The sequence below is a fragment of the Chenggangzhangella methanolivorans genome (genome assembly GCF_042648545.1).
GTDB classification, from domain to species: domain Bacteria; phylum Pseudomonadota; class Alphaproteobacteria; order Rhizobiales; family Methylopilaceae; genus Methylopila; species Methylopila methanolivorans.
The window spans coordinates 235,172-254,706 of record NZ_JBHRXS010000006.1 but is presented as its reverse complement, the minus strand read 5'-3'; the positions used below and the strand labels follow the sequence as shown (position 1 = coordinate 254,706).

22 protein-coding genes are annotated in these 19,535 nt (G+C 68.9%); 11 read left to right on the top strand and 11 right to left on the bottom strand.

Annotation, left to right across the window (positions count from 1 at the left end; all coding sequences use genetic code 11):
• Nucleotides 1-9: 9 nt before the first annotated feature.
• From ACFOWB_RS12405 to ACFOWB_RS12375, 7 genes are all read right to left on the bottom strand, one after another.
• On the bottom strand, nt 10-1,956 hold the full coding sequence (locus tag ACFOWB_RS12405) for an autotransporter assembly complex protein TamA (RefSeq protein WP_378147583.1): 1,947 nt from the start codon (nt 1,954-1,956) through the stop codon (nt 10-12).
• A gap of 91 nt (nt 1,957-2,047) precedes the next feature.
• Entirely contained in the window at nt 2,048-2,662 is a 615-nt protein-coding gene (locus ACFOWB_RS12400; RefSeq protein ID WP_261402526.1) for a MerR family transcriptional regulator, read from the bottom strand.
• Entirely contained in the window at nt 2,659-2,985 is a 327-nt protein-coding gene (locus tag ACFOWB_RS12395; protein ID WP_261402525.1) for an integration host factor subunit alpha, read from the bottom strand. Before ACFOWB_RS12395 ends, ACFOWB_RS12400 begins: the two co-directional genes overlap by 4 nt.
• 137 nt (nt 2,986-3,122) lie before the next feature.
• The gene (locus ACFOWB_RS12390) at nt 3,123-4,100 is read right to left on the bottom strand and encodes a beta-ketoacyl-ACP synthase III (RefSeq protein ID WP_261402524.1); all 978 of its coding nucleotides are present in this window, start codon (nt 4,098-4,100) and stop codon (nt 3,123-3,125) included.
• Complete coding sequence (gene plsX, locus ACFOWB_RS12385) at nt 4,097-5,167, bottom strand: phosphate acyltransferase PlsX (RefSeq protein ID WP_261402523.1); 1,071 nt, start codon at nt 5,165-5,167, stop codon at nt 4,097-4,099. The genes ACFOWB_RS12390 and plsX overlap by 4 nt, the downstream gene beginning before the upstream one ends.
• Before the next feature lie 121 nt (nt 5,168-5,288).
• Complete coding sequence (locus tag ACFOWB_RS12380) at nt 5,289-5,798, bottom strand: YceD family protein (protein ID WP_261402522.1); 510 nt, start codon at nt 5,796-5,798, stop codon at nt 5,289-5,291.
• Entirely contained in the window at nt 5,795-6,349 is a 555-nt protein-coding gene (locus ACFOWB_RS12375; protein ID WP_378147578.1) for a ubiquinol-cytochrome C chaperone family protein, read from the bottom strand. The genes ACFOWB_RS12380 and ACFOWB_RS12375 overlap by 4 nt, the downstream gene beginning before the upstream one ends.
• 172 nt (nt 6,350-6,521) lie before the next feature.
• On the opposite strand from ACFOWB_RS12375, the gene ACFOWB_RS12370 reads away from it, so the two are divergent.
• From ACFOWB_RS12370 to ACFOWB_RS12360, 3 genes are read left to right on the top strand one after another with little or no spacing between them, the layout of a single operon-like run.
• Nucleotides 6,522-6,971, top strand: a complete 450-nt coding sequence (locus tag ACFOWB_RS12370) for an outer membrane protein assembly factor BamE (RefSeq protein ID WP_378147576.1) — start codon at nt 6,522-6,524, stop codon at nt 6,969-6,971.
• A gap of 5 nt (nt 6,972-6,976) precedes the next feature.
• Nucleotides 6,977-7,420, top strand: coding sequence for a hypothetical protein (locus ACFOWB_RS12365; protein ID WP_261402519.1), 444 nt, complete (start codon nt 6,977-6,979; stop codon nt 7,418-7,420).
• Between the two features lie 14 nt (nt 7,421-7,434).
• Nucleotides 7,435-7,872, top strand: coding sequence for a DUF1489 family protein (locus ACFOWB_RS12360; protein WP_261402518.1), 438 nt, complete (start codon nt 7,435-7,437; stop codon nt 7,870-7,872).
• A gap of 53 nt (nt 7,873-7,925) precedes the next feature.
• Here ACFOWB_RS12360 and ACFOWB_RS12355 read toward each other — a convergent pair whose 3' ends face one another.
• Complete coding sequence (locus tag ACFOWB_RS12355; protein WP_378147573.1) at nt 7,926-8,213, bottom strand: hypothetical protein; 288 nt, start codon at nt 8,211-8,213, stop codon at nt 7,926-7,928.
• Between the two features lie 816 nt (nt 8,214-9,029).
• Here ACFOWB_RS12355 and ACFOWB_RS12350 point away from each other — a divergent pair.
• The gene (locus ACFOWB_RS12350) at nt 9,030-9,707 is read left to right on the top strand and encodes a DUF599 domain-containing protein (protein WP_261402515.1); all 678 of its coding nucleotides are present in this window, start codon (nt 9,030-9,032) and stop codon (nt 9,705-9,707) included.
• Nucleotides 9,708-9,848: 141 nt separating this feature from the next.
• Here the strand turns inward: ACFOWB_RS12350 and cimA are convergent, their stop codons facing one another.
• A complete protein-coding gene (gene cimA, locus ACFOWB_RS12345) occupies nt 9,849-11,447 on the bottom strand; it encodes a citramalate synthase (RefSeq protein ID WP_378147571.1) in 1,599 nt (532 codons plus the stop codon).
• A complete protein-coding gene (gene cysS, locus ACFOWB_RS12340) occupies nt 11,444-12,802 on the bottom strand; it encodes a cysteine--tRNA ligase (protein ID WP_378147569.1) in 1,359 nt (452 codons plus the stop codon). The genes cimA and cysS overlap by 4 nt, the downstream gene beginning before the upstream one ends.
• Nucleotides 12,803-13,341: 539 nt before the next feature.
• On the opposite strand from cysS, the gene pqqA reads away from it, so the two are divergent.
• The 5 genes from pqqA to pqqE all read left to right on the top strand — a co-directional run bounded on the left by pqqA (nt 13,342) and on the right by pqqE (nt 16,847).
• Entirely contained in the window at nt 13,342-13,422 is an 81-nt protein-coding gene (pqqA, locus tag ACFOWB_RS12335; RefSeq protein ID WP_128779492.1) for a pyrroloquinoline quinone precursor peptide PqqA, read from the top strand.
• Nucleotides 13,423-13,475: 53 nt separating this feature from the next.
• Nucleotides 13,476-14,411, top strand: a complete 936-nt coding sequence (gene pqqB / locus ACFOWB_RS12330; protein ID WP_261402514.1) for a pyrroloquinoline quinone biosynthesis protein PqqB — start codon at nt 13,476-13,478, stop codon at nt 14,409-14,411.
• 30 nt (nt 14,412-14,441) lie between these two features.
• Nucleotides 14,442-15,212, top strand: a complete 771-nt coding sequence (gene pqqC, locus ACFOWB_RS12325; RefSeq protein ID WP_261402513.1) for a pyrroloquinoline-quinone synthase PqqC — start codon at nt 14,442-14,444, stop codon at nt 15,210-15,212.
• A complete protein-coding gene (gene pqqD, locus ACFOWB_RS12320) occupies nt 15,209-15,490 on the top strand; it encodes a pyrroloquinoline quinone biosynthesis peptide chaperone PqqD (protein WP_261402512.1) in 282 nt (93 codons plus the stop codon). The genes pqqC and pqqD overlap by 4 nt, the downstream gene beginning before the upstream one ends.
• A 187-nt stretch (nt 15,491-15,677) precedes the next feature.
• On the top strand, nt 15,678-16,847 hold the full coding sequence (gene pqqE / locus ACFOWB_RS12315; protein ID WP_261405828.1) for a pyrroloquinoline quinone biosynthesis protein PqqE: 1,170 nt from the start codon (nt 15,678-15,680) through the stop codon (nt 16,845-16,847).
• A 324-nt stretch (nt 16,848-17,171) separates the two neighbouring features.
• Here pqqE and ACFOWB_RS12310 read toward each other — a convergent pair whose 3' ends face one another.
• Nucleotides 17,172-17,333: a Flp family type IVb pilin gene (locus ACFOWB_RS12310; RefSeq protein WP_261402511.1), complete on the bottom strand. Its 162-nt coding sequence runs from the start codon at nt 17,331-17,333 to the stop codon at nt 17,172-17,174.
• Between the two features lie 239 nt (nt 17,334-17,572).
• Between ACFOWB_RS12310 and ACFOWB_RS12305 the strand changes: the two genes are divergently transcribed.
• Together ACFOWB_RS12305 and ACFOWB_RS12300 are read left to right on the top strand one after the other, a co-directional pair.
• A complete protein-coding gene (locus tag ACFOWB_RS12305; RefSeq protein ID WP_378147565.1) occupies nt 17,573-18,784 on the top strand; it encodes a DUF2865 domain-containing protein in 1,212 nt (403 codons plus the stop codon).
• 119 nt (nt 18,785-18,903) lie between these two features.
• Nucleotides 18,904-19,524, top strand: coding sequence for an anthranilate synthase component II (locus tag ACFOWB_RS12300; protein ID WP_261402509.1), 621 nt, complete (start codon nt 18,904-18,906; stop codon nt 19,522-19,524).
• Nucleotides 19,525-19,535 lie beyond the last annotated feature (11 nt).

Below are 19,535 nucleotides of genomic sequence, written 5' to 3'. Positions count from 1 at the left end.
GGTCTCGCATCAGAACGACTGCCCGATGCTGACGTAGAACGCGACCCGCGGATCGGCCTTGGTGCGGCCCACCACCGGCATCGCCACGTCGAAGCGGATCGGGCCGATCGCGGTGTAGTAGCGAAGCCCGAGGCCGGCGCCGATGCGGACGTCTTCCTTGAAGTCCGGGATCGCCTTGTCGAAGGCGGCGCCCGCGTCGACGAAAGGCACGACGCCGATCGTGTCCGTGACCTTGATGCGGGCTTCGAGCGAGGATTCGAGCAGGCTGCGGCCGCCGAGCGGCTGATCGTCCTTGAGCACGCAAGGCAGCGACTTGTTCGGGCGCGGGAGGATCTTCTCGCAGCGCGGGCTCGCGCTCTGATAGGCGAAGCCGCGGATCGAGCCGCCGCCGCCCGCGAAGAAGCGCCGATAGGCCGGAACGTCCTCGGTCGTGCTCGGCCCGATGATCGAGCCCGCGCCGATCTTGCCCGCGAGGATGTACTTGCCGTCCTCGTCGAACGACCAGTAGGCCGACACCTGGCCCTTGAAGATGTTGAGCGACTTCTGCTCGCCCTTGGCGTTGTAATAGGGCGCGGCCTGCAGCGTGACGCGCATGCCGCTCTTGGGGTCGAGCTTGTCGTCGGTGTTGTCGAAGGTCCCGACGATCGGCAGGCCGACGAGCAGAAAGCGCTTCTCGCCGAAGGTGTCGCGCACCTTCGAATAGTCGCCCTCGACGCCGATCTGCAGCGCGAGCTCGTCGGTGAGCTGGCGGCGGATCGCCACCACGCCGTTCACGCCGTCGCGCCAATAGGCGTCCGGCCGCTCGCGCTGGGCGATGACGTCGATCAGCAAGTCGTCATAGCCGGTGATGATCCCCGGCTTCTCGAAATGGACACCGAGCTTGTACTCGTATTCGGAGGGCGGGTTCGAGATCAGCTGGCCGACGCCGGCGTCGATGCGCAGCTTCTCGGCCCCGCCGAACAGGTTGCGGTGGCCCCAATAGGCGTTGACGCCCGCGCCGTCGACCGAGTCCCACTTGGCTGCCGCGCCGACGTAGCGGAACTTCTTTTCCTCGACCTCGATCGCGATCGGCACGCGGCCCGAGGCGTCCGGCTTGTCGGCCTCGCGCACGCGGATCGAGGAGAACACGTCGAGCTTGGCGAGATCGTCCTTGAGGCGCTTGATCTTCTTGGGGTCGTAGCGGTCGCCGGGCTGGAACGGCACTCGGCCGAGCGCGACGTTCGGATCGACCTCGCGCGTGCCCGAGATGGTGACGTCGCCGAAGGGCGAGCGCGGGCCGGCCGCGACGTTGATGGTGACGTCGACCTGCTTGCGGGCGTGGTCGGCGACCACCTCGCGGCCCTTGGTGGCGGCGAACGGATAGCCCTCGTCGCGAAGCTGGTCGACGATCCGCGATTCGGCCCCGAACACCGCGGTCGAGGGGGCCGGCAGGCCGGGCTCGAGGCCGGTCCTGCGCAGGGTCACGGGGGTGTCCATGGCGCCTCGGTCGAGAGGCTGGAGACGGACGGAGCCGAAGGTGAAGACCGGGCCGGGATTGATGCGGATGACGGCCGGTACGGGCTTGGCGGAGCGCTGCGCCGCGTCGGCTGCGCTCTGCGAGGAGACCGAGACCCCCGCGACGGTCACGCCGACCGTCGCCCCGTAGCGCCCCGTCGCCATCAGCGCGGCGGCGATGCGCTCGATGTCGGCCTTGCCGCGGCCGACGAGGCCCGGCGGCCCCGGCGGAGCTTCCTTCTCGAGAGTCTTCAGCGTCGAGGTGTCGGTCGCGATCTTCTCGACCTCGGCGTCGCCGCCGTCGACCTGGATCTGGAGCGTGTAGGGAACGCCCGGCACCGCGGTCGCGGCGGCAGGCGGAGGACCGTCGGGCGCAGGCTGGGCATGGGCGACCGCGACCATCGCGCACGCCGCCGACACGGCGAAGAGCCGCGGAAAAACTCCGCACGTCAGGCTCTTCAACGCCACTCTTCACCCCCGAAGTCCCACCCGGCTACCGTCTTAACCGGGATAGCGACCCATTGTAACGCCTTATATGCGGCGCCGCGACACCTCAGGTCCGCTCAGCGAGCAAACGGCGACAGGCCGCCAGCTCCTCGAGCGCGCCCCGGAGCCGCCCGATCTGCTCCGCGCTCAGAGCAGGCCGCGCCTCGACGACCGGCGCCAGGTGCGGCTGGACGACGCGAGCGCCGGCCGCAGCGACGGGAGCGTCCTCGAATTCCTCGTCGTCATACGCGAGAAGGTCGTCGGTCGGATCGGCCGGATCGGGCGTTTCTTCGATCGCGGCCCTGCGGCCCGACGCCCAGATCTCGGGGCCCGGCCCCGAGGGCGCGGACCCGGCCGGGGCGAAGGAGGGACCGGCGCGCTGGCCGGCTTCCTGCGTGTTCTTGCGCCCGCCCGTCTCGCGCAGGATCCGCTGCACGCCACGGATGGTGTAGCCCTGCCCGTAAAGGAGCTGCTTGACGCCGCGCAGAAGGTCGACGTCGCCCGGCCGGTAGTAGCGCCGGCCGCCGCCGCGCTTGATCGGGCGGATCTGCGGAAAGCGCGTCTCCCAGAATCGCAGCACGTGCTGGGGAAGGCCGAGCTCCTCGGCCACCTCGCTGATCGTGCGGAACGCGTCCGGGCCCTTGGCCGCGACGTCGCGATCGTCTTCCGGAAGATCCGTCACGCCGCCCCGTTCTCCGCCGGCGGCTCGCCCTCGCCGCCATTGATCCTGTGCTTGAGGATGTTGGAGGGCTTGAACACCATCACGCGCCGCGGCGGGATGGGAACCTCCTGCCCGCTCTTGGGGTTGCGCCCCACCCTCTGGCCCTTGTCGCGCACGACGAAGGACCCGAATGACGAGAGCTTCACCGTCTCGCCGCGCTCCAGACAGTCGCCGATCTCGCCGAGAACCATCTCGACCAGCGCGGCGGACTCCGTCCGCGACAGCCCCACCTTCTGGTAGACCGCCTCGCAAAGATCCGCCCGCGTAACGGTGCGCCCCGCCATGCCGAATTCCCCCCAAGCGCCGCGTCTTTCGCGCGGTCTTCGTGCCTGCGCCAATACCGACGCTCGCGAGGCTATGTGCCTGATCCCGCGCGGTCAATCATGCCTTATGAGGTCTTTTTATAAATCTGATCGCCTGATCACCAGCGCAGGAGCGCCGATCCCCAGGTGAAGCCGCCGCCCATCGCCTCGAGCAGGACGAGGTCGCCCTCCTTCACGCGGCCGTCCTTGCGCGCCTCGGCGATCGCAAGCGGAATCGAGGCCGCCGAGGTGTTGCCGTGCCGGTCGACCGTCACCACGACCTTCTCGGGCGCGATGCCGAGCTTGCTCGCGCTCGCGTCGATGATGCGGCGATTGGCCTGGTGGGGAATGAACCAGTCGATCGACTGCGCGCTCTCGCCGGTCGCCGCGAAGGCGTCCTCGATCACGTCGGTGATCATGCCGACCGCGTGGCGGAACACCTCGCGGCCCTCCATGCGCACATGGCCCACCGTGCCGGTCGAGGACGGGCCGCCGTCGACGAACAGCTTGCTCTTGTGGCGCCCGTCGGAGCGCAGATGGGTGGTGAGCACGCCGCGGTCGCTCGCCTCGCCCGGCTGCTCGACGCCTTCGAGCACGATCGCCCCCGCGCCGTCGCCGAACAGCACGCAGGTGGTGCGGTCGGTCCAGTCGAGCAGGCGCGAGAAGGTCTCGGCGCCGATGACGAGCGCGCGCTTGTGCTGGCCCGCGATCAGGAACTTGTCGGCGACCGCGACCGCGTAGACGAAGCCGGAGCACACCGCCTGCAGGTCGAAGGCGAAGCCGGTGGTGATGCCGAGGCCCGCCTGGACGCTCGCGGCGGTCGCCGGGAAGGTGTTGTCCGGCGTCGAGGTCGCGACGACGATCAGGTCGATCTCGTTCGGATCGACCTTGGCGTCGGCGAGCGCTTCCTTCGCCGCGGCGATGGCGAGGTCGGAGGTCATCTCGCCCGCCGCCGCGACATGGCGCTGGCGGATGCCGGTGCGCTGGACGATCCAGTCGTCGGAGGTGTCGACGGACTTCGCAAGGTCCTCGTTGGTGAGGATCTCGGCCGGGAGATAGGAGCCGCAGCCCCGGACGACGGACCGGATGCGGCTCACGACGCCGCTCCTGCGAGCGCGGGCTCGCTCGGCGCATCGGGCGCCGCCGCGCCGTCCTGCGCGAAGCCCTCGCGGATCTTCTCCTCGAGGTCGTAGCGGGCCATGTCGTAGCCGAGTTCGACCGCGGACGCGAAGCCCTCCGCGTCGGTGCCGCCATGGCTTTTGATGACGACGCCGTCGAGGCCGAGGAACACGCCGCCGTTCACCTTGCGGGGGTCCATCTTCTCGCGCAGCGTGTCGAAGGCGTGCTTGGCGAGCACGTATCCGACCTTGGACAGGAACGTGCGGGTGATGGCGGAGCGCAGATATTCGCCGATCTGCTTGGCGGTGCCTTCGGCGGTCTTGAGCGCGATGTTGCCCGAGAAGCCTTCGGTCACCACCACGTCGACCGTGCCCTTGCCGATGTCGTCGCCCTCGATGAAGCCGCGGAAGTCGAGCGCCGGGAAATGGCCCTCGCGCAGCAGCCGCGCGGCCTCCTTGACCTCCTCGACGCCCTTCACCTCCTCGACGCCGACATTGAGCAGGCCGACGGTTGGGCGTTCGATGTCGAACAGGATGCGGGCCATGGCCGCGCCCATCACCGCGAAGTCGACGAGCTGGCGGGCGTCGGCGCCGATGGTCGCGCCGACGTCGAGCACGATCGATTCGCCGCGGGTGGTCGGCCAGATGGCGGCGATCGCCGGCCGATCGACGTTCGGCATCATGCGCACGCAGAGCCGCGACATCGCCATCAGCGCGCCAGTGTTGCCGGCCGAAATGGCGGCGTCGGCCTTGCGGGTCTTGGCGGCCTCAAGCGCGAGCCACATCGACGACTTGTAGCGGCCCTTGCGCAGCGCGACCGAGGGCTTGTCGTCCATCGCCACGGTGACGGTGGTGTGGAGAATCTCCGAGACCGGCTTCAGCGTCGGGTCGGCGTCGACCAGCGGGCGGATCTGCGCCTCGTCGCCGACGAACAGGAAGCGCAGGTCAGGCTTGCGCGACAGCGCGATGGACGCGCCCGGAACGACGACCGACGGGCCGTGATCTCCGCCCATGGCGTCGAGTGCGATGCGAACCGTGTCTGTCATTCGTCCTGCGGCCGGGATGGCGCGATGCGCGGGTCTGCGGCGCCGATGCGGCCCCGCTTCTGGCGGCGGTTCGGGCGCGGCGGGACCATAACGTCTGCGGCCCGCGTGGCAACCCTCGCCCTCACTTGTCTTGAGCTCCGTCCTTCAGGGCCTTGAGCGCCGCGAAGGGCGACTCCGCCTCCGCCCCGTGCGCGGCGGCGTCGAAGGCCACGCCCGGCTTGCGGGGATGCGGGTCAAGCCCGAGCGTGAAGAATTCGCACGCGACCGCGCCGAGATCGACCTCGCCATTGACGATCTGGTCCGGCGGATCGGCGTCCTCGCCCTCGTGCAGCGCCGGCGCGCCCTCGGGCGAGAAGCGCACGTCCACGTCCTCGCGGATCGTCTCGACGAAGGGTTCGAGGCTCACGACGCAGGTCCGCTCGGCCTGCGCCTCGACCCGTCCCGTGACCCTCAGCCCGTCGCGCCCGACCGGCCGGGCCTCGAGCCGCGCCGTGAAGCGCCCGACCGACGGCAGGTCGTTCGCCGCGGCGAGCGATTCGCGCTCGGCCGCGTCGGCGATGATCTCGACCGTCAGCCCCTCGGGCGGAACCGTGGCCACCGAGAGCGGCCGGCTTATGGGGCTTGGCGTCACTTTCGCGTCTCCCTCACCTCGGGATAAGCCGGACCGGCGGCTTCGAGTTCCGCGACCGACTGCGCGGCGAGCGCCGCGTCGGCCTCGAACGCCCAGACCGCGAGCCCGCGGGGGCCCGACGCGTCGGCCGGAGCGCCGCCGTAGACGATGCGCCCGAGCGCCGCCGCGAGCGCGTCCGGGTCGCGCGCGTCGAGCGCCGCGTCATAGGTCCGCGCCCCGTCGTAGAACGCGCGCGCCATCGCCTTCATGCGCTTGGGCACCGTGACGTCGCCGACGCCGATCTCGCGGACGTTCGCCTCGAGCGCTGCGATCATCGCGTCGAAGATCTCCTGCGACAGCGGCCGCGCTCGCGGGTCGGGATCGCGGCCGAGCCGCCGCGTCACGAGGGCTGCGTGCAGCACGAGCGTCTCGAAGCGTCCCGGCAGCGTGTCGGGCGCGCCGAGGTCGCGGTAAAGCGCGGGGCGCCGCGCCGCCGCGGCGATCGCCGCATAGACCGTCTCGCCCGCGGACGGGTCTTCGGGCGAGCGTTTCCTGAAGAGGCCGAAGATCATGTGATCGAGAGCAATCGGTGGCTTCGGCGCGTCGCCTGTTGAAACGGAACGGCCTGCGGGTTACGCCAAGGCCGGCGAAGGAACAAGCCTCGCGGGGAGAGGCCCCGTCGCCGCGGTATGGGCTGGGCGGCCCGGACCGCGCAAGAGTGGCGTTTCGGGAGGACGTTCGAGCATGTTTTCCAAGGGTTTTTCGACCGTCCGCGCGGCGGCGCTCGCGGTAGCGGCCGCCGGCGTCCTGACGCTCGGCGGCTGCGCCGAGGAGCAGACCAAGGGCTATGTGATGGCCCCGAACGCGCTCCAGCAGGTGCCGGTCGGCTCCAGCCAGGAGCAGGTTCTGGTCGTGCTCGGCACGCCGTCCACGACCGCGACGCTCAAGGGCGAGGTCTATTACTACATCACCCAGCGCTCGAAGCGCGCGGTCGCCTTCCTGAACCCGACGATCACCGACCAGACGGTGGTGGCGGTCTATTTCAACAAGGACCGCCGGGTCGAGAAGGTGGCGCATTTCGGCGTGCAGGACGGCCGCATCATCGACTTCGTGGGCGAGACCACGCCGACCGCGGGCCAGGAGCGCAACTTCCTCGAGCACGTCTTCAAGGGACTGCTCTCGAACGAGGATTGATCCGCATGGCCCCCGCGCCGCGCCGCCTGAGCCTGCCGGCGGCGGCCGCGGCCGCCGCCTTGTCGCTCGCGCTCCCCACGCCTGCGGCGGCGGGGCCCGGCGACATGCAGTACGTCACGATCGTCGACCATTCCCCGCAGGGCTTCGTAAGAGCGCTGCGGGCCGGCGAGGATTTCGTGAAGGGCGGGCGCGGCCGGCGCTTCCGCATCATCCTTGCGGCCGCGGGCGTGATCGTGGCGATCCCCAGCACCTCGATCGCGCAGCTCGAATATATGAAGAAGCGGCGGCCCGCGGGTCTCGAGATCATCGCCTGCAAGGAGACGATCGACGCGCTCGCCAAGGCCAACAAGCGCCGCCTGCCGACCCTGCCGGGCATCTCGGTGAAGCCCTGCAAGTCGCTCAAGAATCAGATGACGCTCGCCGGCTGGCAGAACGCTCCCGGCATCTGAGGACAAGCCGCGGCATGCCGCTCAACCTCCAGAAGCTCTGCGTCGGCTGCGATTCGCCCGAGGAGCTGCGCGGCTGGATCGACGAGCGCATGGCCGAGCGCCGCCGCCGCGGCGCGCCCGAAGAACAGATCCACACCACCCGCATGGCCCCGAAGCGCCGCGACGAGCTGCTCGACGGCGGCTCGCTCTACTGGGTGATCAAGGGCGTGATTCTGGTCCGCCAGCCGCTGCTCGACCTGCGCGCCGTGACGGGCGCGGACGGGATCGAGCGCTGCGAGCTGGTGCTCAAGCCCGAACTGATCCCGGTGCGCCCCACGCCGCGCCGCGCGTTCCAGGGCTGGCGCTACCTGCCGTCCGGCGAAGCGCCGGCGGATCTCGCGGACGACGAGCGCAAGGCGCCGGGACTGCCCGCGCACCTCGTCGCAGAACTCAGGACGCTCGGGCTGCTGTAGCGCCGGTGCTCTCGGTGTCGAACGCAGACTTCAGCTTCGCGAAAACAGATCCGTCAGCTCGCCGGACAGAACACGATCAGACGAAATTTCACGTTTGTGGCCACAGTCGAGGTTCCTGACATCCGATGCGTGCCGACGAAAACTGCGTTGGGGTTGCCAAATCTTTCCTGAGTAAAAGCAAAATATCCGGGCCCGTTTGAAATCGACACCGAATAATAACAGTGCGAGACGTCTCGATCGAAACCGATCTCATAATTGCCGGTGATGCCCCCGATCAGAAAAGAGCTCGCGCCCGCCGTTCCGCGGTCGAGCGAGCCGTCCACATTGACGACCGCCCCCATCATGACGTCCGGGCCGGCCGGGCCTTGAGGACCGACCGGGCCCTGCGGGCCCGCGGGCCCGGCCGCTCCGTCGGCTCCCTGAGGCCCCGCCGGGCCTTGAGGTCCCGCGGCTCCATCCGCGCCGGCGGGCCCTTGAGGTCCCGCCGCTCCCTGGGGTCCGGCGGGACCGGCTGCGCCGTCCGAGCCCGGCTCGCCCTTGGCACCTTTCGGGCCCTTGGAACCTTCGTCGCCCTTCGCGGCGAGGAGGTCCCACTTCGCGGAGTTCGACGGCCGCGCCCTTGCTCTTCTCGACTGCGATGAAGCTCGAGCCCTTGTAGAAAACCGTGTCGCCGACCTTGTAGCTGCGGTCGACCTTCCAGTCGCCGAGCCAGCGGAGGCCGCTCGCGGCGAGCTCGATGCGCATCTCCTGCGGCGCGCAGGCGTCTTCCGGACCGACGATCAACCGGAGCGCACCTGAAGCCTGGCCGGTCTGGGTCACGCACCCGACGGCAGGCGCCGTCGCGGGCTCGTCGTCCGCCACGGCCGGAGCGATCATGAACGACACGGCGCACGCCGCCGTCACGGACCAGACCAAGCTGCGCATCGCCAAGCCCGCGGAAGCAATGCCGCCGATTAGATCGGCGGCCCGATACCACCGATATCCGTAGAACTACGTATCCGAGCAAAAAGCGTCCGTTGCGCCACTACGGGGCGACTCGCGCCCGGCGGACCGCCGCCGGGGCCTGTGGGCCGGCTTCCGACCAACCAGTGTTCAGGGTCGCCTCCGCGTGGTACTCCCACGGCGCGACTTTGACACGGTCTCGGGAGACGCCGGCGGTGACCAGTTTCGGCCTCATCGACGCGGCGGCGATCCTCTATTTCCTTGTCGTCTGGTTCGGCCACTACGCCTTTTCGGAACGTTCGGCCAAGAGCCTCAACTCCGTGATGGCAGAGCGCCGGCGCGACTGGATGCGGCGGATGGCGGGGCGCGAGGCGCGCATGCCCGACACCATGACGATGACGGGCCTGCAGAACGGCTCGGCGTTCTTCGCCTCGACATCGCTGATCGCGATCGGCGGCGCCTTTGCGGCGCTCGGCGCGAGCGCGAACGCCATCGAGGTGTTCTCCGCGCTCCCCCTCGGCATCACGACGACGCGCGAGGCCTACGACATCAAGGTTCTGGGCGTCGCGGCGGTGCTCACCTACGCGTTCTTCAAGTTCGTCTGGTCCTACCGGCTGTTCAACTACGGCTCGATCCTGGTCGCCGCCGCGCCTCCGCGCGAGGAGCTCGGCACGCCGCAGATGGAGATCGCGATCGAGCGCGCGGCGCGGATGAACATCGAGGCCGGAAAGCACTTCAACCGCGGCCTGCGCTCGCTCTTCTTCGCGCTGGCGCTGATCGGCTGGTTCGTGAGCCCCTGGGTGCTGATCGCCACCACGACGCTCGTGACCATCATCCTGCACCGCCGCCAGTTCTCGTCGGAGCCGCTGAAGGCGGCCGGCTGGGACGGGTAAGGCGGCCGTTCGCCGCGTCATGCCCGGCGGAGCCGCGCATCTACGACTTTCCGAGAAGATCGAGCGCCGCGACGAAGTCGTGGATACCCGCGCGAAGGCGCGGGCATGACGGCGACCACCCTTGAGATCGTCAGGCTTCGACTAAGGCGCGGCGGCCCCCGCCTTCAGCAGCTTGTAGGTGAGGCTGTCGGTGAGCGCCTCGAAGGACGCGTCGACGACGTTGGGCGAGACGCCGACCGTGGTCCAGACCTCGCCGTCGCCGTCCGTCGACTCGATCAGCACGCGGGTGATGGCGTCGGTGCCGCCGTTGAGGATGCGGACCTTGTAATCGGTGAGTTTCAAATCCGCGATGTAGGGCTGGTAGCGGCCAAGATCCTTGCGCAGCGCGAGATCGAGCGCGTTGACCGGGCCGATGCCCTCGGCCGCCGTGATCAGCGGCTCGCCGTCGACCGTGACCTTCACCACCGCTTCCGAAACCGCGATCTGGCCGCCATGCCCGTCGCGGCGGCGCGCGACCATCACGCGAAAGCTCTCGACCGTGAAGAAGTCCGGCACGCGGCCCAGAGCGCGCTTGGCCAGCAGCGCGAAGGAGGCCTCGGCGCCCTCATAGGCGTAGCCTTGCGACTCCCGCTCCTTCACCCGCGCCAGAAGCGCGTCGAGCCGCGGGTCGGCCTTGTCGACATCGACGCCGACGCGGGCGAGTTCGGAAAGGAGGTTCGACTTGCCGCCCTGGTCCGACACCAGCAGGCGCCGGTGGTTGCCGACGGCGTCCGGCGCCACGTGCTCGTAGGTCGCCGGGTTCTTCAGGATCGCGGAGGCGTGGATCCCGGCTTTGGTCGCGAAGGCGTTGGCGCCGACATAAGGCGCGTAGCGGTTCGAGGGGCGGTTCACGAGCTCGTCGAAGGCGCGGGAGAGCTGCGACAGCCCCGCCAGCGCCTCGTCCGGCACGCCGACGTCGAAGGCGCGGTTGAACTCGCTCTTCAGCTTCAGGTTCGGGATCAGCGTCGTGAGGTTGGCGTTGCCGCAGCGCTCGCCGAGGCCGTTCAGCGTGCCCTGGATCTGGCGCGCGCCGGCGCGCACCGCCGACAGGGAATTGGCGACCGCGAGCCCCATGTCGTCATGGGCGTGGATCCCCAGACGCCCCGCCGGAACCACGGTCCCGGCCGCGCGCACGATCTCGGCGACCTCTTCGGGCGTCGTGCCCCCGTTGGTGTCGCAGAGCACCACCCAGCGGGCGCCGGCTTCGGCCGCGGTCCTGGCGCAGGCGAGCGCGTAGTCGGGATTGGCCTTGTAGCCGTCGAAGAAGTGCTCGCAGTCCACCATGGTCTCGCGGCCGGCCGCGACCGAGGCCTCGACCGTCTCGCGGATCGTCTCGAGGTTCTCCTCGAGCGTGATCCGGAGCGCCTCGCGGACGTGAAAGTCCCAGGTCTTGGCCACGAAGCAGCAGGCGCCGGCCTTGGCCTGCAGCACGCCCTGAAGGCCCGGATCGTTGGCCGCCGAGCGCCCTGCGCGCTTGGTCATTCCGAAGGCCACGAAGGTCGCCTTTTCGGTGCGGGGTGCCGAGAAGAACTCGGTGTCGGTCGGGTTCGCGCCTGGATAGCCGCCCTCGACATAGTCGACGCCGAGGTCGTCCAGCAGCCGCGCGACCGCGATCTTGTCGTCGAGCGTGAAGTCCACGCCCGCGGTCTGCGCGCCGTCGCGAAGCGTGGTGTCGAACAGATAGACCCGCTCGCGGGTCATCTCGCCGCCTCCCAGACCGTGCCGCCGGCGCCGTCCTTCAGCACGACGCCCTGCGCCAGAAGCTCGTCGCGGATGCGGTCGGCCTCGGCGAAGTTCTTCTCGCGCCGCGCCGCGAGGCGGGCGTCGATCAGGCGCTCGATCTCGGCCTCGGAGATCGCGAGCTCCGGCGCGTTGGCGGCGCGCCAGTCGGCGAAGACCTCCGGGCGGAAGCCCAGAAACTTCAGCGTGCCGGCGAGCGCCTTGCGGCCGCCTTCGGACTTCAGCCGGTGGATCTCGGCGATCATCTTGGGCGTGTTGAGGTCGTCGGCCAGCGCCTCGACGACGCCCGGCGCCGGACGCGCGTCGGCCTCGCTCGCCGCCGCCTCGAACCAGCCCGCCAGCGTCCGTTCGGCCTCCTGAAGGCTCTTCAGCGTCCAGTTGATCGGCTGGCGGTAATGCGCCGAATACATCGCGAGCCGCGCGACGTCGCCCGGCCAGTCGTTCAGGATCTCGCGGATCGTGACGAAGTTGCCGGCGGACTTCGCCATCTTCTCGCCCTCGACCTGCAGGAAGCCGTTGTGCATCCACACATTGGCCATGCGGTCGTGGCCGAAGCAGCAGGTCGACTGCGCGATCTCGTTCTCATGGTGCGGGAAGATCAGGTCGATGCCGCCGCCATGGATGTCGAACACTTCGCCGAGCAGCGCCGCCGACATCGCCGAACATTCGAGGTGCCAGCCGGGACGGCCCTGCCCCCAAGGGCTCTCCCACGCCGGCTCGCCCTCCTTCGAGGGTTTCCACAGCACGAAGTCCATCGGGCCCTTCTTGTAGGACGCGACCTCGACGCGGGCGCCGGCCTCCATCTCGTCGAGCGAACGGCGGGCGAGCTTGCCGTAGGCCGGCATCGAGGCGACGTCGAACAGCACATGGCCGTCGGCCGCATAGGCGTGGCCGCCGGCGATCAGGCGCTCCACCACCTTGATCATATCGAGTTCGTCCGCGCCACGGCAGATGTAGTCGGTGGCGCGCGGCTCGTGGGTGGGCGAGAGGCACCCCAAGTCCGCGACGTCCTGGTGGAAACCGGCGGCGGTCGCCTCGGTCAGTTCGCGGATCGTGATCCCTCGCTCGGCGGCGCGCGCGTTGATCTTGTCGTCGACGTCCGTGATGTTGCGGACGTAAGTCACCGCGTCCTCGCCATAGGTCTGGCGGAGCAGGCGGAACAGCAGGTCGAAGATGATGACGGGCCGGGCGTTGCCGATATGAGCGCGGTCATAGACCGTCGGCCCGCAGACATACATCCGGACGTCCGTGGGATCGATCGGCGCGAAGTCTTCCTTCGCGCGCGTCAGCGAATTGTAGAGCTTGAGCGTGGTCACGCCCCGTCCTCCTCGTCGGCCGGGGTGTCGCGCTTCTCTTAAACGTTCAAGAAAAACCGCCGCGGCCAGCCTTCAGCTCAGCCGCAGATAATGACGATCCGGCAGGTCGCGCGTCGGGCGGTGTTCATGGCGGCGGACAATGCTCGCGGGCCCCGGGCGCGTCAAGCGCGTCCAATTCCAATCCGCCACGACGAAGTTCATCGGCTGCCGGACCGGCCTGACGCGGGGCCGAGCAGATTCGCGACATGGAGGACGTCGACTTTCCCGCGCCCGAATGAAGCGCCGCGGCCCCGCCGCCGCTGGAAAGCGGGCGCGCAAGCCGTTGAAATCATGGCGACAAGGCGGCGGCATAGACCATAGGCGGAGGCCGGCATGACCACCCCAAGTCTAAGAGCTTCTTGAGATTTAGCGGCCTTGCATTACCAAGATTTAAGGCGGCGGCGGCTGGCGGCGGGACTGCCGCCGGGCTATCTTCCCGACGTGCCGCAGGGTGATTTATTGCGCTGCAGCATAGTCTAGGAACCCTTGAGGAGGCAACAATGGCCCTTTGGACCGCTCCGATCGTCGAAGAGACCCCGGTTGGTCTCGAAGTCACCTCGTACAGCCCGGCCGAGCTCTGAGCTATACGTCGTGATTGAACTTCAGCAGATCTGCGGATCGTAAGGCCCACGCCATGTCGTTCCGCATGATCGTGCTTGGTTCGGCCGCCGGCGGCGGCTTTCCCCAGTGGAATTGCCGCTGTCCGGTGTGCGCCCTCGCCTGGGACGGCGACCCCCGCGTCAAGGCGCGGACGCAGTCGTCGATCGCGGTCGAGACCGGCGACGGGCGCTGGACGCTGTTCAACGCCTCGCCCGACCTGCGCTCCCAGATCCTGGCCACCCGCGCCATCCAGCCGACCGGACTGCGCGAGACGCCGATCGCCGCCGTCGCGCTCACCAATGGCGACGTCGACCATGTCGACGGGCTGATCACGCTGCGCGAACGCTCGCCGCTCACCGTCTACGCCACGTCCCAGATCTCCAAGGTGCTCGACGCCAACCCGATCTTCGGCGTGCTAGCAAAGGACGTTGTCTCGCGGGAAGTGGTCGAGCTCAACAATCCCTTCCGCATCCACGACACCGAGATCGAGTTCTTCGGCGTCCCCGGAAAAGTGCCGCTCTATCTGGAGACGAAAGATCTCAAGATCGGCGACACCTCCGGCGACACGATCGGCGTGGCGATGGAGAAGGCCGGAAAGCGGCTCGTCTACATCCCGGGCTGCGCAGTAGTGGACGACGACGTCCGCGCCCGCGCTTCAGGAGCCGACCTGCTGCTGTTCGACGGCACGGTGTTCGAGGACGACGAGATGGAGAAGGCCGGCGTCGGCGTGAAGACGGGCCGGCGGATGGGACACGTGCCGATGTCGGGTCCGGGCGGCTCGCTGGAGGCGTTCCAGGGTGTAAACGTCGGCCGGAAAGTCTACATTCACATCAACAACACCAACCCGGTGCTGATCTCCGGTTCGGCCGAGCGCCGCGCCGTCGAGGCCAAGGGCTGGGACGTGTCGGAAGACGGGCTCGAGATCGCGATCGGCGAGCCCTCGGCGAACCGCGGATCAACCGCGGCCTGAAGCGACGCGACGTTCGCGGGAGACGAACCCATGGCCGGTTCTTCGGCTGAACTGCTGACCCCTGAAGATCTCGAGGCGCGGCTGCGCCAGGTCGGCGAAACGCGCTACCACCACCTCCACCCGTTCCAGCTTCGCCTGCAGTCGGGCGAGTGCACGCGCGGCGAGGTCGAGGCCTGGGCGCTCAACCGCTACCTCTACCAGGCCTGCATCCCGCAGAAGGACAGCCACATCCTCGCCCGGATGGAGGACGCCTCGATGCGCCGCGAATGGCGCCAGCGCATCATCGACCATGACGGCGAGCGCGAGGGCGAAGGCGGCATCGCCAAGTGGCTGAAGCTCACCGACGATCTCGGTCTCGACCGCGGCGACGTGATGTCGGGGCGGCTCGCGCTGCCCGCCACGAAGTTCGCGGTGAACGCCTATCTGTCCTTCGTGAAGGACCGCTCGCTCTTGGAGGCGATCGCCTCCTCGCTCACCGAGCTGTTCTCGCCGATGGTGATCAAGACGCGCGTCGCCGGCATGCTCTCGAATTACGACTACGTCACCCAAGAGACGCTCGCCTATTTCACCGCGCGTCCCGTCCAGGCCAAGCGCGACAGCGACTTCGCGCTCGCCTATGTGCTCGAGCACGCCAAGACGCCGGAGCAGCAGCAGGCCGCGATCGGCGCTCTCGAATTCAAGTGCTCGATGCTCTGGACCATGCTCGACGCGCTCGAGCACGCCTATGTCTACGCCAAGCCCTGGCCGGACGCCTTCGCTCCGGACGGAGCCGCGGAGATGCGCCGGGCGGCCGCGGAATGAGCGACGTCCCGAGCGAAGCGACGCCGAAACTGCCGCGCGGGGTGAGGCTTCGCCGCGACGAGGTGCGTCAGGAATGGCTGCTGCTCGCGCCCGAGCGCGTGCTGAAGCCCGACGCGATCGCGGTCGTGGTGCTGGAGCTTTGCGACGGCGCGCGCACGGTCGGGACCATCGTGGACGAGCTCGCGCAGAAATACGCCGCGCCGCGCGAGCAGATCGAGACGGACGTGAAGAAGATGCTCCGGGACCTCGCCGACAAGCGGGTGCTGGATCTGGCGTGAAGTTGAGATGAAGCCGATTGCGTGCTTCGAGACGCCTGCTGGCGCAGGCTCCTCAGCATGAGGGATGGTGAGAAGGCCAAAACTCAACATCCCTCATGCTGAGGAGCGGTCCGAGGGATCGCGTCTCGAAGCACGCAGTTCGTTGATGCAAGGCGCTCTGGAAGGAAGGAGGCAAAACATGAACGACATGACCCTTCCGAACCCCTCGGAGGCCGCCCGCGTGGCCCCGCCGGCGCCTCTCGGCATGCTGGCCGAGCTCACCCATCGCTGCCCCCTCTCCTGCCCCTACTGCTCGAACCCCGTGGAGCTCGACAAGCGTTCCGGCGAGCTCGACACCGAAACCTGGAAACGCGTGTTTTCGGAAGCCGCCGCCATGGGCGTGCTGCATCTCCACCTTTCCGGCGGCGAGCCGACGGCGCGCAAGGACATCGTGGAGCTGACGGCGCACGCGGTGAAGGTCGGGCTCTACACCAACCTCATCACGTCGGGCATCGGCGTGCAGCGCGAAAAGCTCGAGGAGCTGGCGAACGCCGGCCTCGATCACGTGCAGCTCTCGATCCAGGACGCCGAAGCCGAGAACGCCGACAAGATCGCGGGGCTTTCAGGCGCGCATGACAAGAAGCGGATCTTCGCCGGCTGGGTGCTCGAGCTCGGCATGCCGCTGACGATCAACGCCGTGATCCACCGCGGCAATGTCGAGAACATCGAGGCGCTGGTGAACATGGCGCTCGATTTCGGCGCCCGGCGCGTCGAGATCGCGCATTCGCAATATTACGGCTGGGCGCTCGAAAACCGCAAAATGCTGATGCCGACCCGCGAGCAGGTGATGAAGGCGGCCGAAACCGTCGAGCGCCTGCGCGCGGAGCTTCAGGGCAAGCTGGTGATCGACGCCGTGGTGCCGGACTATTACGCGCGGCGCCCAAAACCCTGCGTCGGCGGCTGGGGCAAGCAGTCGCTCAACGTCACGCCGCAGGGCAAGGTGCTGCCCTGCCACGCGGCCGAGACGATCCCGCATCTCGAATTCGACTACGTGACCGAGAAAAGCCTGTCGGAGATCTGGACCAACGGGTCGGCCTTCGAGGCCTATCGCGGCACGGACTGGATGAAGGAGCCCTGCACCAGCTGCCCGCGCAAGGAGATCGACTTCGGCGGCTGCCGCTGCCAGGCGCTCGCCATCACGGGCGATCCGCGCAACGCCGATCCCGCCTGCTCGCTGTCGCCGTTCCACGCCAAGATCACGTCGCTCGCGATCAAGGACGCGGCGGACGACGGGCGCGACTACATCTATCGCCGCTTCGGCGCGACGCCGGGAAACGCGGCGCGCGTGCAGATCACGCGCAACGGCGCGCCGGTCTGAGCCAGGCTTTGGATGCCCGCGAAGACGCGGGCATGACGGGGCTTCGCCTCACCGGATCTCGATCCCCCAGCCCGGCTGCAGCCCGTCCATGGGGCGATCAGGCGGCGCATGCGTGGCGAGGTGACTTTCTTGTCCCGGACTTGATCCGGGACCCAGAACCGAAACGTTTCAAGTCCTTCCGCAGCGCCTCGGCTGCCCATCGACCGCAGTCGGTTCTGGGTCCCGGATCAAGTCCGGGACAAGAGGGCGGCGCGTCTTGACCGCCGCTGGGCATGACGCTGGCCAAGCGGAACCGGGCCCGCCAGGCCCCGGCCCGAGAACGCGTCAGCGCAGGTTGCTGTTGATCTTGGTGAAGGACGAGTTGAGGCTCGTGCCGATGCCGCGCACCACCGTGATGATGGCGATCGAGATCCCGACGGCGATCAGGCCATACTCGATGGCGGTCGCGCCGGACTGGTCATGCATGAACCGGCGAACGGCTTTCATCGCGGGCGCCCTTTTCTCTCAGCGGTTTGACCTGGTCTGGATACCCGGCCGGGGCTTTAGGAACCGTTGCGTCGAGCGCAGAAAGATTGCGCGCAGTTCACAGAGTCGAGAGCGTTCGCGGCCGCCGCCTTCTCACTTCCGTCCCATTCGCGCGGCCCTGTGCGAGGCGGTCGAGGCTTGCTAGAACCCTTGCGGGGTGCGCGTGCGCCGGCATGCGAGAATCGCCTGAAGGAACGAGCATGAAGTCTGCCATCCTGACGATCGCCGCTCTGGCCGCGGGGTTGCTCGCGGCCGCGCCGGCGGACGCCCAGCAGGGATCGGAGGACTGCCTGCGTCTCGAGGCGCAGCTCGCCGGGCTCGATCGGTCCGGCCCCAAGCGCGCCGATCCGCGCCAGCTCGAGCAGTCGGTCGCGCGCCAGCAGAACGAGCTCGACCGCACCAACGCCTACGCCCGCGGCATCGGCTGCGGAAAGAAGTTCCTGTTCTTCGGCGACCCGCCCGCCGAATGCGGCCCGCTCGGCCAGCGCATCAAGCAGATGGAGGTCAATCTCGACCGGCTGCAGGCGCAGGCGGCTCAGGCGTCCCAGGGCGGCGGCATGGATCCGCGCCGCCGGGAGCTTCTGTTCGCGCTCGCCCGCGGCCAGTGCGGGCCGCAGTACCGGCTGGTCGAGCGCCGCGTCGCGCCGACCCAGCAGCAGGAGAAGCGCGGCTTCCTCGACATGCTGTTCGGCGGCGGCGGCCGCCAGTCGGAGGACGCCGTCGGCGGCGAGACCGTGCTCGAGCCCGAGATGGAGCCCGGCGCGACGCCGCATGTCTCGACCTTCCGCACCGTCTGCGTGCGCGCCTGCGACGGCTTCTTCTTCCCGATCTCCTACCAGACCACCAAGAACGCGTTTAACCGCGACGAGGCGATCTGCCACGCGACCTGCCCCGGGGCGGAGGCCAAGCTGTTCGCCTACCCCAATCCCGGCGGCAAGATGGAGATGGCGTTCGACGTCGACGGCCAGCCCTACACGAAGCTCGAAAACGCCTTCCGTTATCGCAAGGAGTTCGTCGCCGGCTGCTCGTGCAAGCCGGAGGGCATGAACTGGGCCGAGGCGCTGCAGGGCGTCGACGACAAGACGGTGAAGAAGGGCGACATCGTCATCGACGAGAAGACCGCGAACGACATGAACCGCGCCAAGAGCCCGGAGGAGGCCCAGGCCGCCGCCCAGGCGCTCGCGCGCCAGCGGCCCAAGGCGCCGGCGCAGCCCACGGTTCCCGCGCCCACGCTCGACGGCGGCACCGCGACCCCGGACCCGACCCAGACCGGCGCGAGCCCGCGCCGCGAAGCGCCGACCGACGACGTGATCATCCTGCGCCGCGATCCGGTCGACCGAGGCCAGGTCGAGCGTCGCCCCGTCCAGCGCCGGCCGCTCGACCAGGAATTCGAGTCGCCGCCGAACAACTGACCGGCTTGGCCGGGCGAGGCCCAGGCGAAGCGCGCTACGCCCCTGCCCGCGCGATCAGAGCTCCCGCCCTTGACGAGACGACCGCGCTTGCGCTTTGTCGGGCGCTTCGGAGCGTTGCGATGACCGCCGTCACCCTGATCGACAACTACGACAGCTTCACCTGGAACGTCGTCCACGCCATCGGCGCGCTCGGCGCGCAGGTGACAGTGCGCCGCAACGACAAGACCTCGGTCGCCGAAGTGCTGGCCGACGGCCCGGACGCGATCGTGATCTCGCCCGGCCCCTGCACGCCGCGCGAGGCGGGGATTTCCTGCGAGCTCATCCGCGCCGCCGCCGGCCAGACGCCGATCTTCGGCGTGTGCCTCGGCCATCAGGCGATCGGCGAAGTGTTCGGCGGAGTCGTGGAGCGCGCCCCGACCCCTGTGCACGGCAAGCTCGCGACCATCCGCCATCAGGGCCGCGGCTCGTTCCGGGGCATCAACGGCCCCTTGAGCGCCACGCGCTATCATTCGCTCGTCGTGCGGCGCGAGGGACTGCCCGACGCGCTCGAGGTCACGGCCGAGACCGAGGACGGGCTGATCATGGGCCTGTCGCATCGCGCATGGCCGATCTTCGGGGTGCAGTTCCATCCCGAGAGCATCGCCTCCGAGCATGGCGCGACCATCTTCGGCAACTTCCTCGCCGACGCCGCCGAGTGGAACGTCGAGCGCCGGCGGCTCGCCGCCGCGCGCGCGGGCTGACGGCGGCTCCG

What these genes read in the sequence shown, in the direction of transcription:
- ACFOWB_RS12375 (WP_378147578.1), bottom strand. Translation starts at nt 6,349, where the DNA reads ATGATCTTCGGCCTCTTCAGGAAACGCTCGCCCGAAGACCCGTCCGCG.
- pqqA (WP_128779492.1), top strand. Translation starts at nt 13,342, where the DNA reads ATGGCCCTTTGGACCGCTCCGATCGTCGAAGAGACCCCGGTTGGTCTC.
- pqqB (WP_261402514.1), top strand. Translation starts at nt 13,476, where the DNA reads ATGTCGTTCCGCATGATCGTGCTTGGTTCGGCCGCCGGCGGCGGCTTT.
- ACFOWB_RS12365 (WP_261402519.1), top strand. Translation starts at nt 6,977, where the DNA reads ATGGCCCCCGCGCCGCGCCGCCTGAGCCTGCCGGCGGCGGCCGCGGCC.
- ACFOWB_RS12300 (WP_261402509.1), top strand. Translation starts at nt 18,904, where the DNA reads ATGACCGCCGTCACCCTGATCGACAACTACGACAGCTTCACCTGGAAC.
- pqqC (WP_261402513.1), top strand. Translation starts at nt 14,442, where the DNA reads ATGGCCGGTTCTTCGGCTGAACTGCTGACCCCTGAAGATCTCGAGGCG.
- plsX (WP_261402523.1), bottom strand. Translation starts at nt 5,167, where the DNA reads ATGACAGACACGGTTCGCATCGCACTCGACGCCATGGGCGGAGATCAC.
- pqqD (WP_261402512.1), top strand. Translation starts at nt 15,209, where the DNA reads ATGAGCGACGTCCCGAGCGAAGCGACGCCGAAACTGCCGCGCGGGGTG.
- cimA (WP_378147571.1), bottom strand. Translation starts at nt 11,447, where the DNA reads ATGACCCGCGAGCGGGTCTATCTGTTCGACACCACGCTTCGCGACGGC.
- pqqE (WP_261405828.1), top strand. Translation starts at nt 15,678, where the DNA reads ATGACCCTTCCGAACCCCTCGGAGGCCGCCCGCGTGGCCCCGCCGGCG.
- ACFOWB_RS12355 (WP_378147573.1), bottom strand. Translation starts at nt 8,213, where the DNA reads ATGGGGGCGGTCGTCAATGTGGACGGCTCGCTCGACCGCGGAACGGCG.
- ACFOWB_RS12305 (WP_378147565.1), top strand. Translation starts at nt 17,573, where the DNA reads ATGAAGTCTGCCATCCTGACGATCGCCGCTCTGGCCGCGGGGTTGCTC.
- ACFOWB_RS12395 (WP_261402525.1), bottom strand. Translation starts at nt 2,985, where the DNA reads ATGGCGGGGCGCACCGTTACGCGGGCGGATCTTTGCGAGGCGGTCTAC.
- ACFOWB_RS12310 (WP_261402511.1), bottom strand. Translation starts at nt 17,333, where the DNA reads ATGAAAGCCGTTCGCCGGTTCATGCATGACCAGTCCGGCGCGACCGCC.
- ACFOWB_RS12370 (WP_378147576.1), top strand. Translation starts at nt 6,522, where the DNA reads ATGTTTTCCAAGGGTTTTTCGACCGTCCGCGCGGCGGCGCTCGCGGTA.
- ACFOWB_RS12360 (WP_261402518.1), top strand. Translation starts at nt 7,435, where the DNA reads ATGCCGCTCAACCTCCAGAAGCTCTGCGTCGGCTGCGATTCGCCCGAG.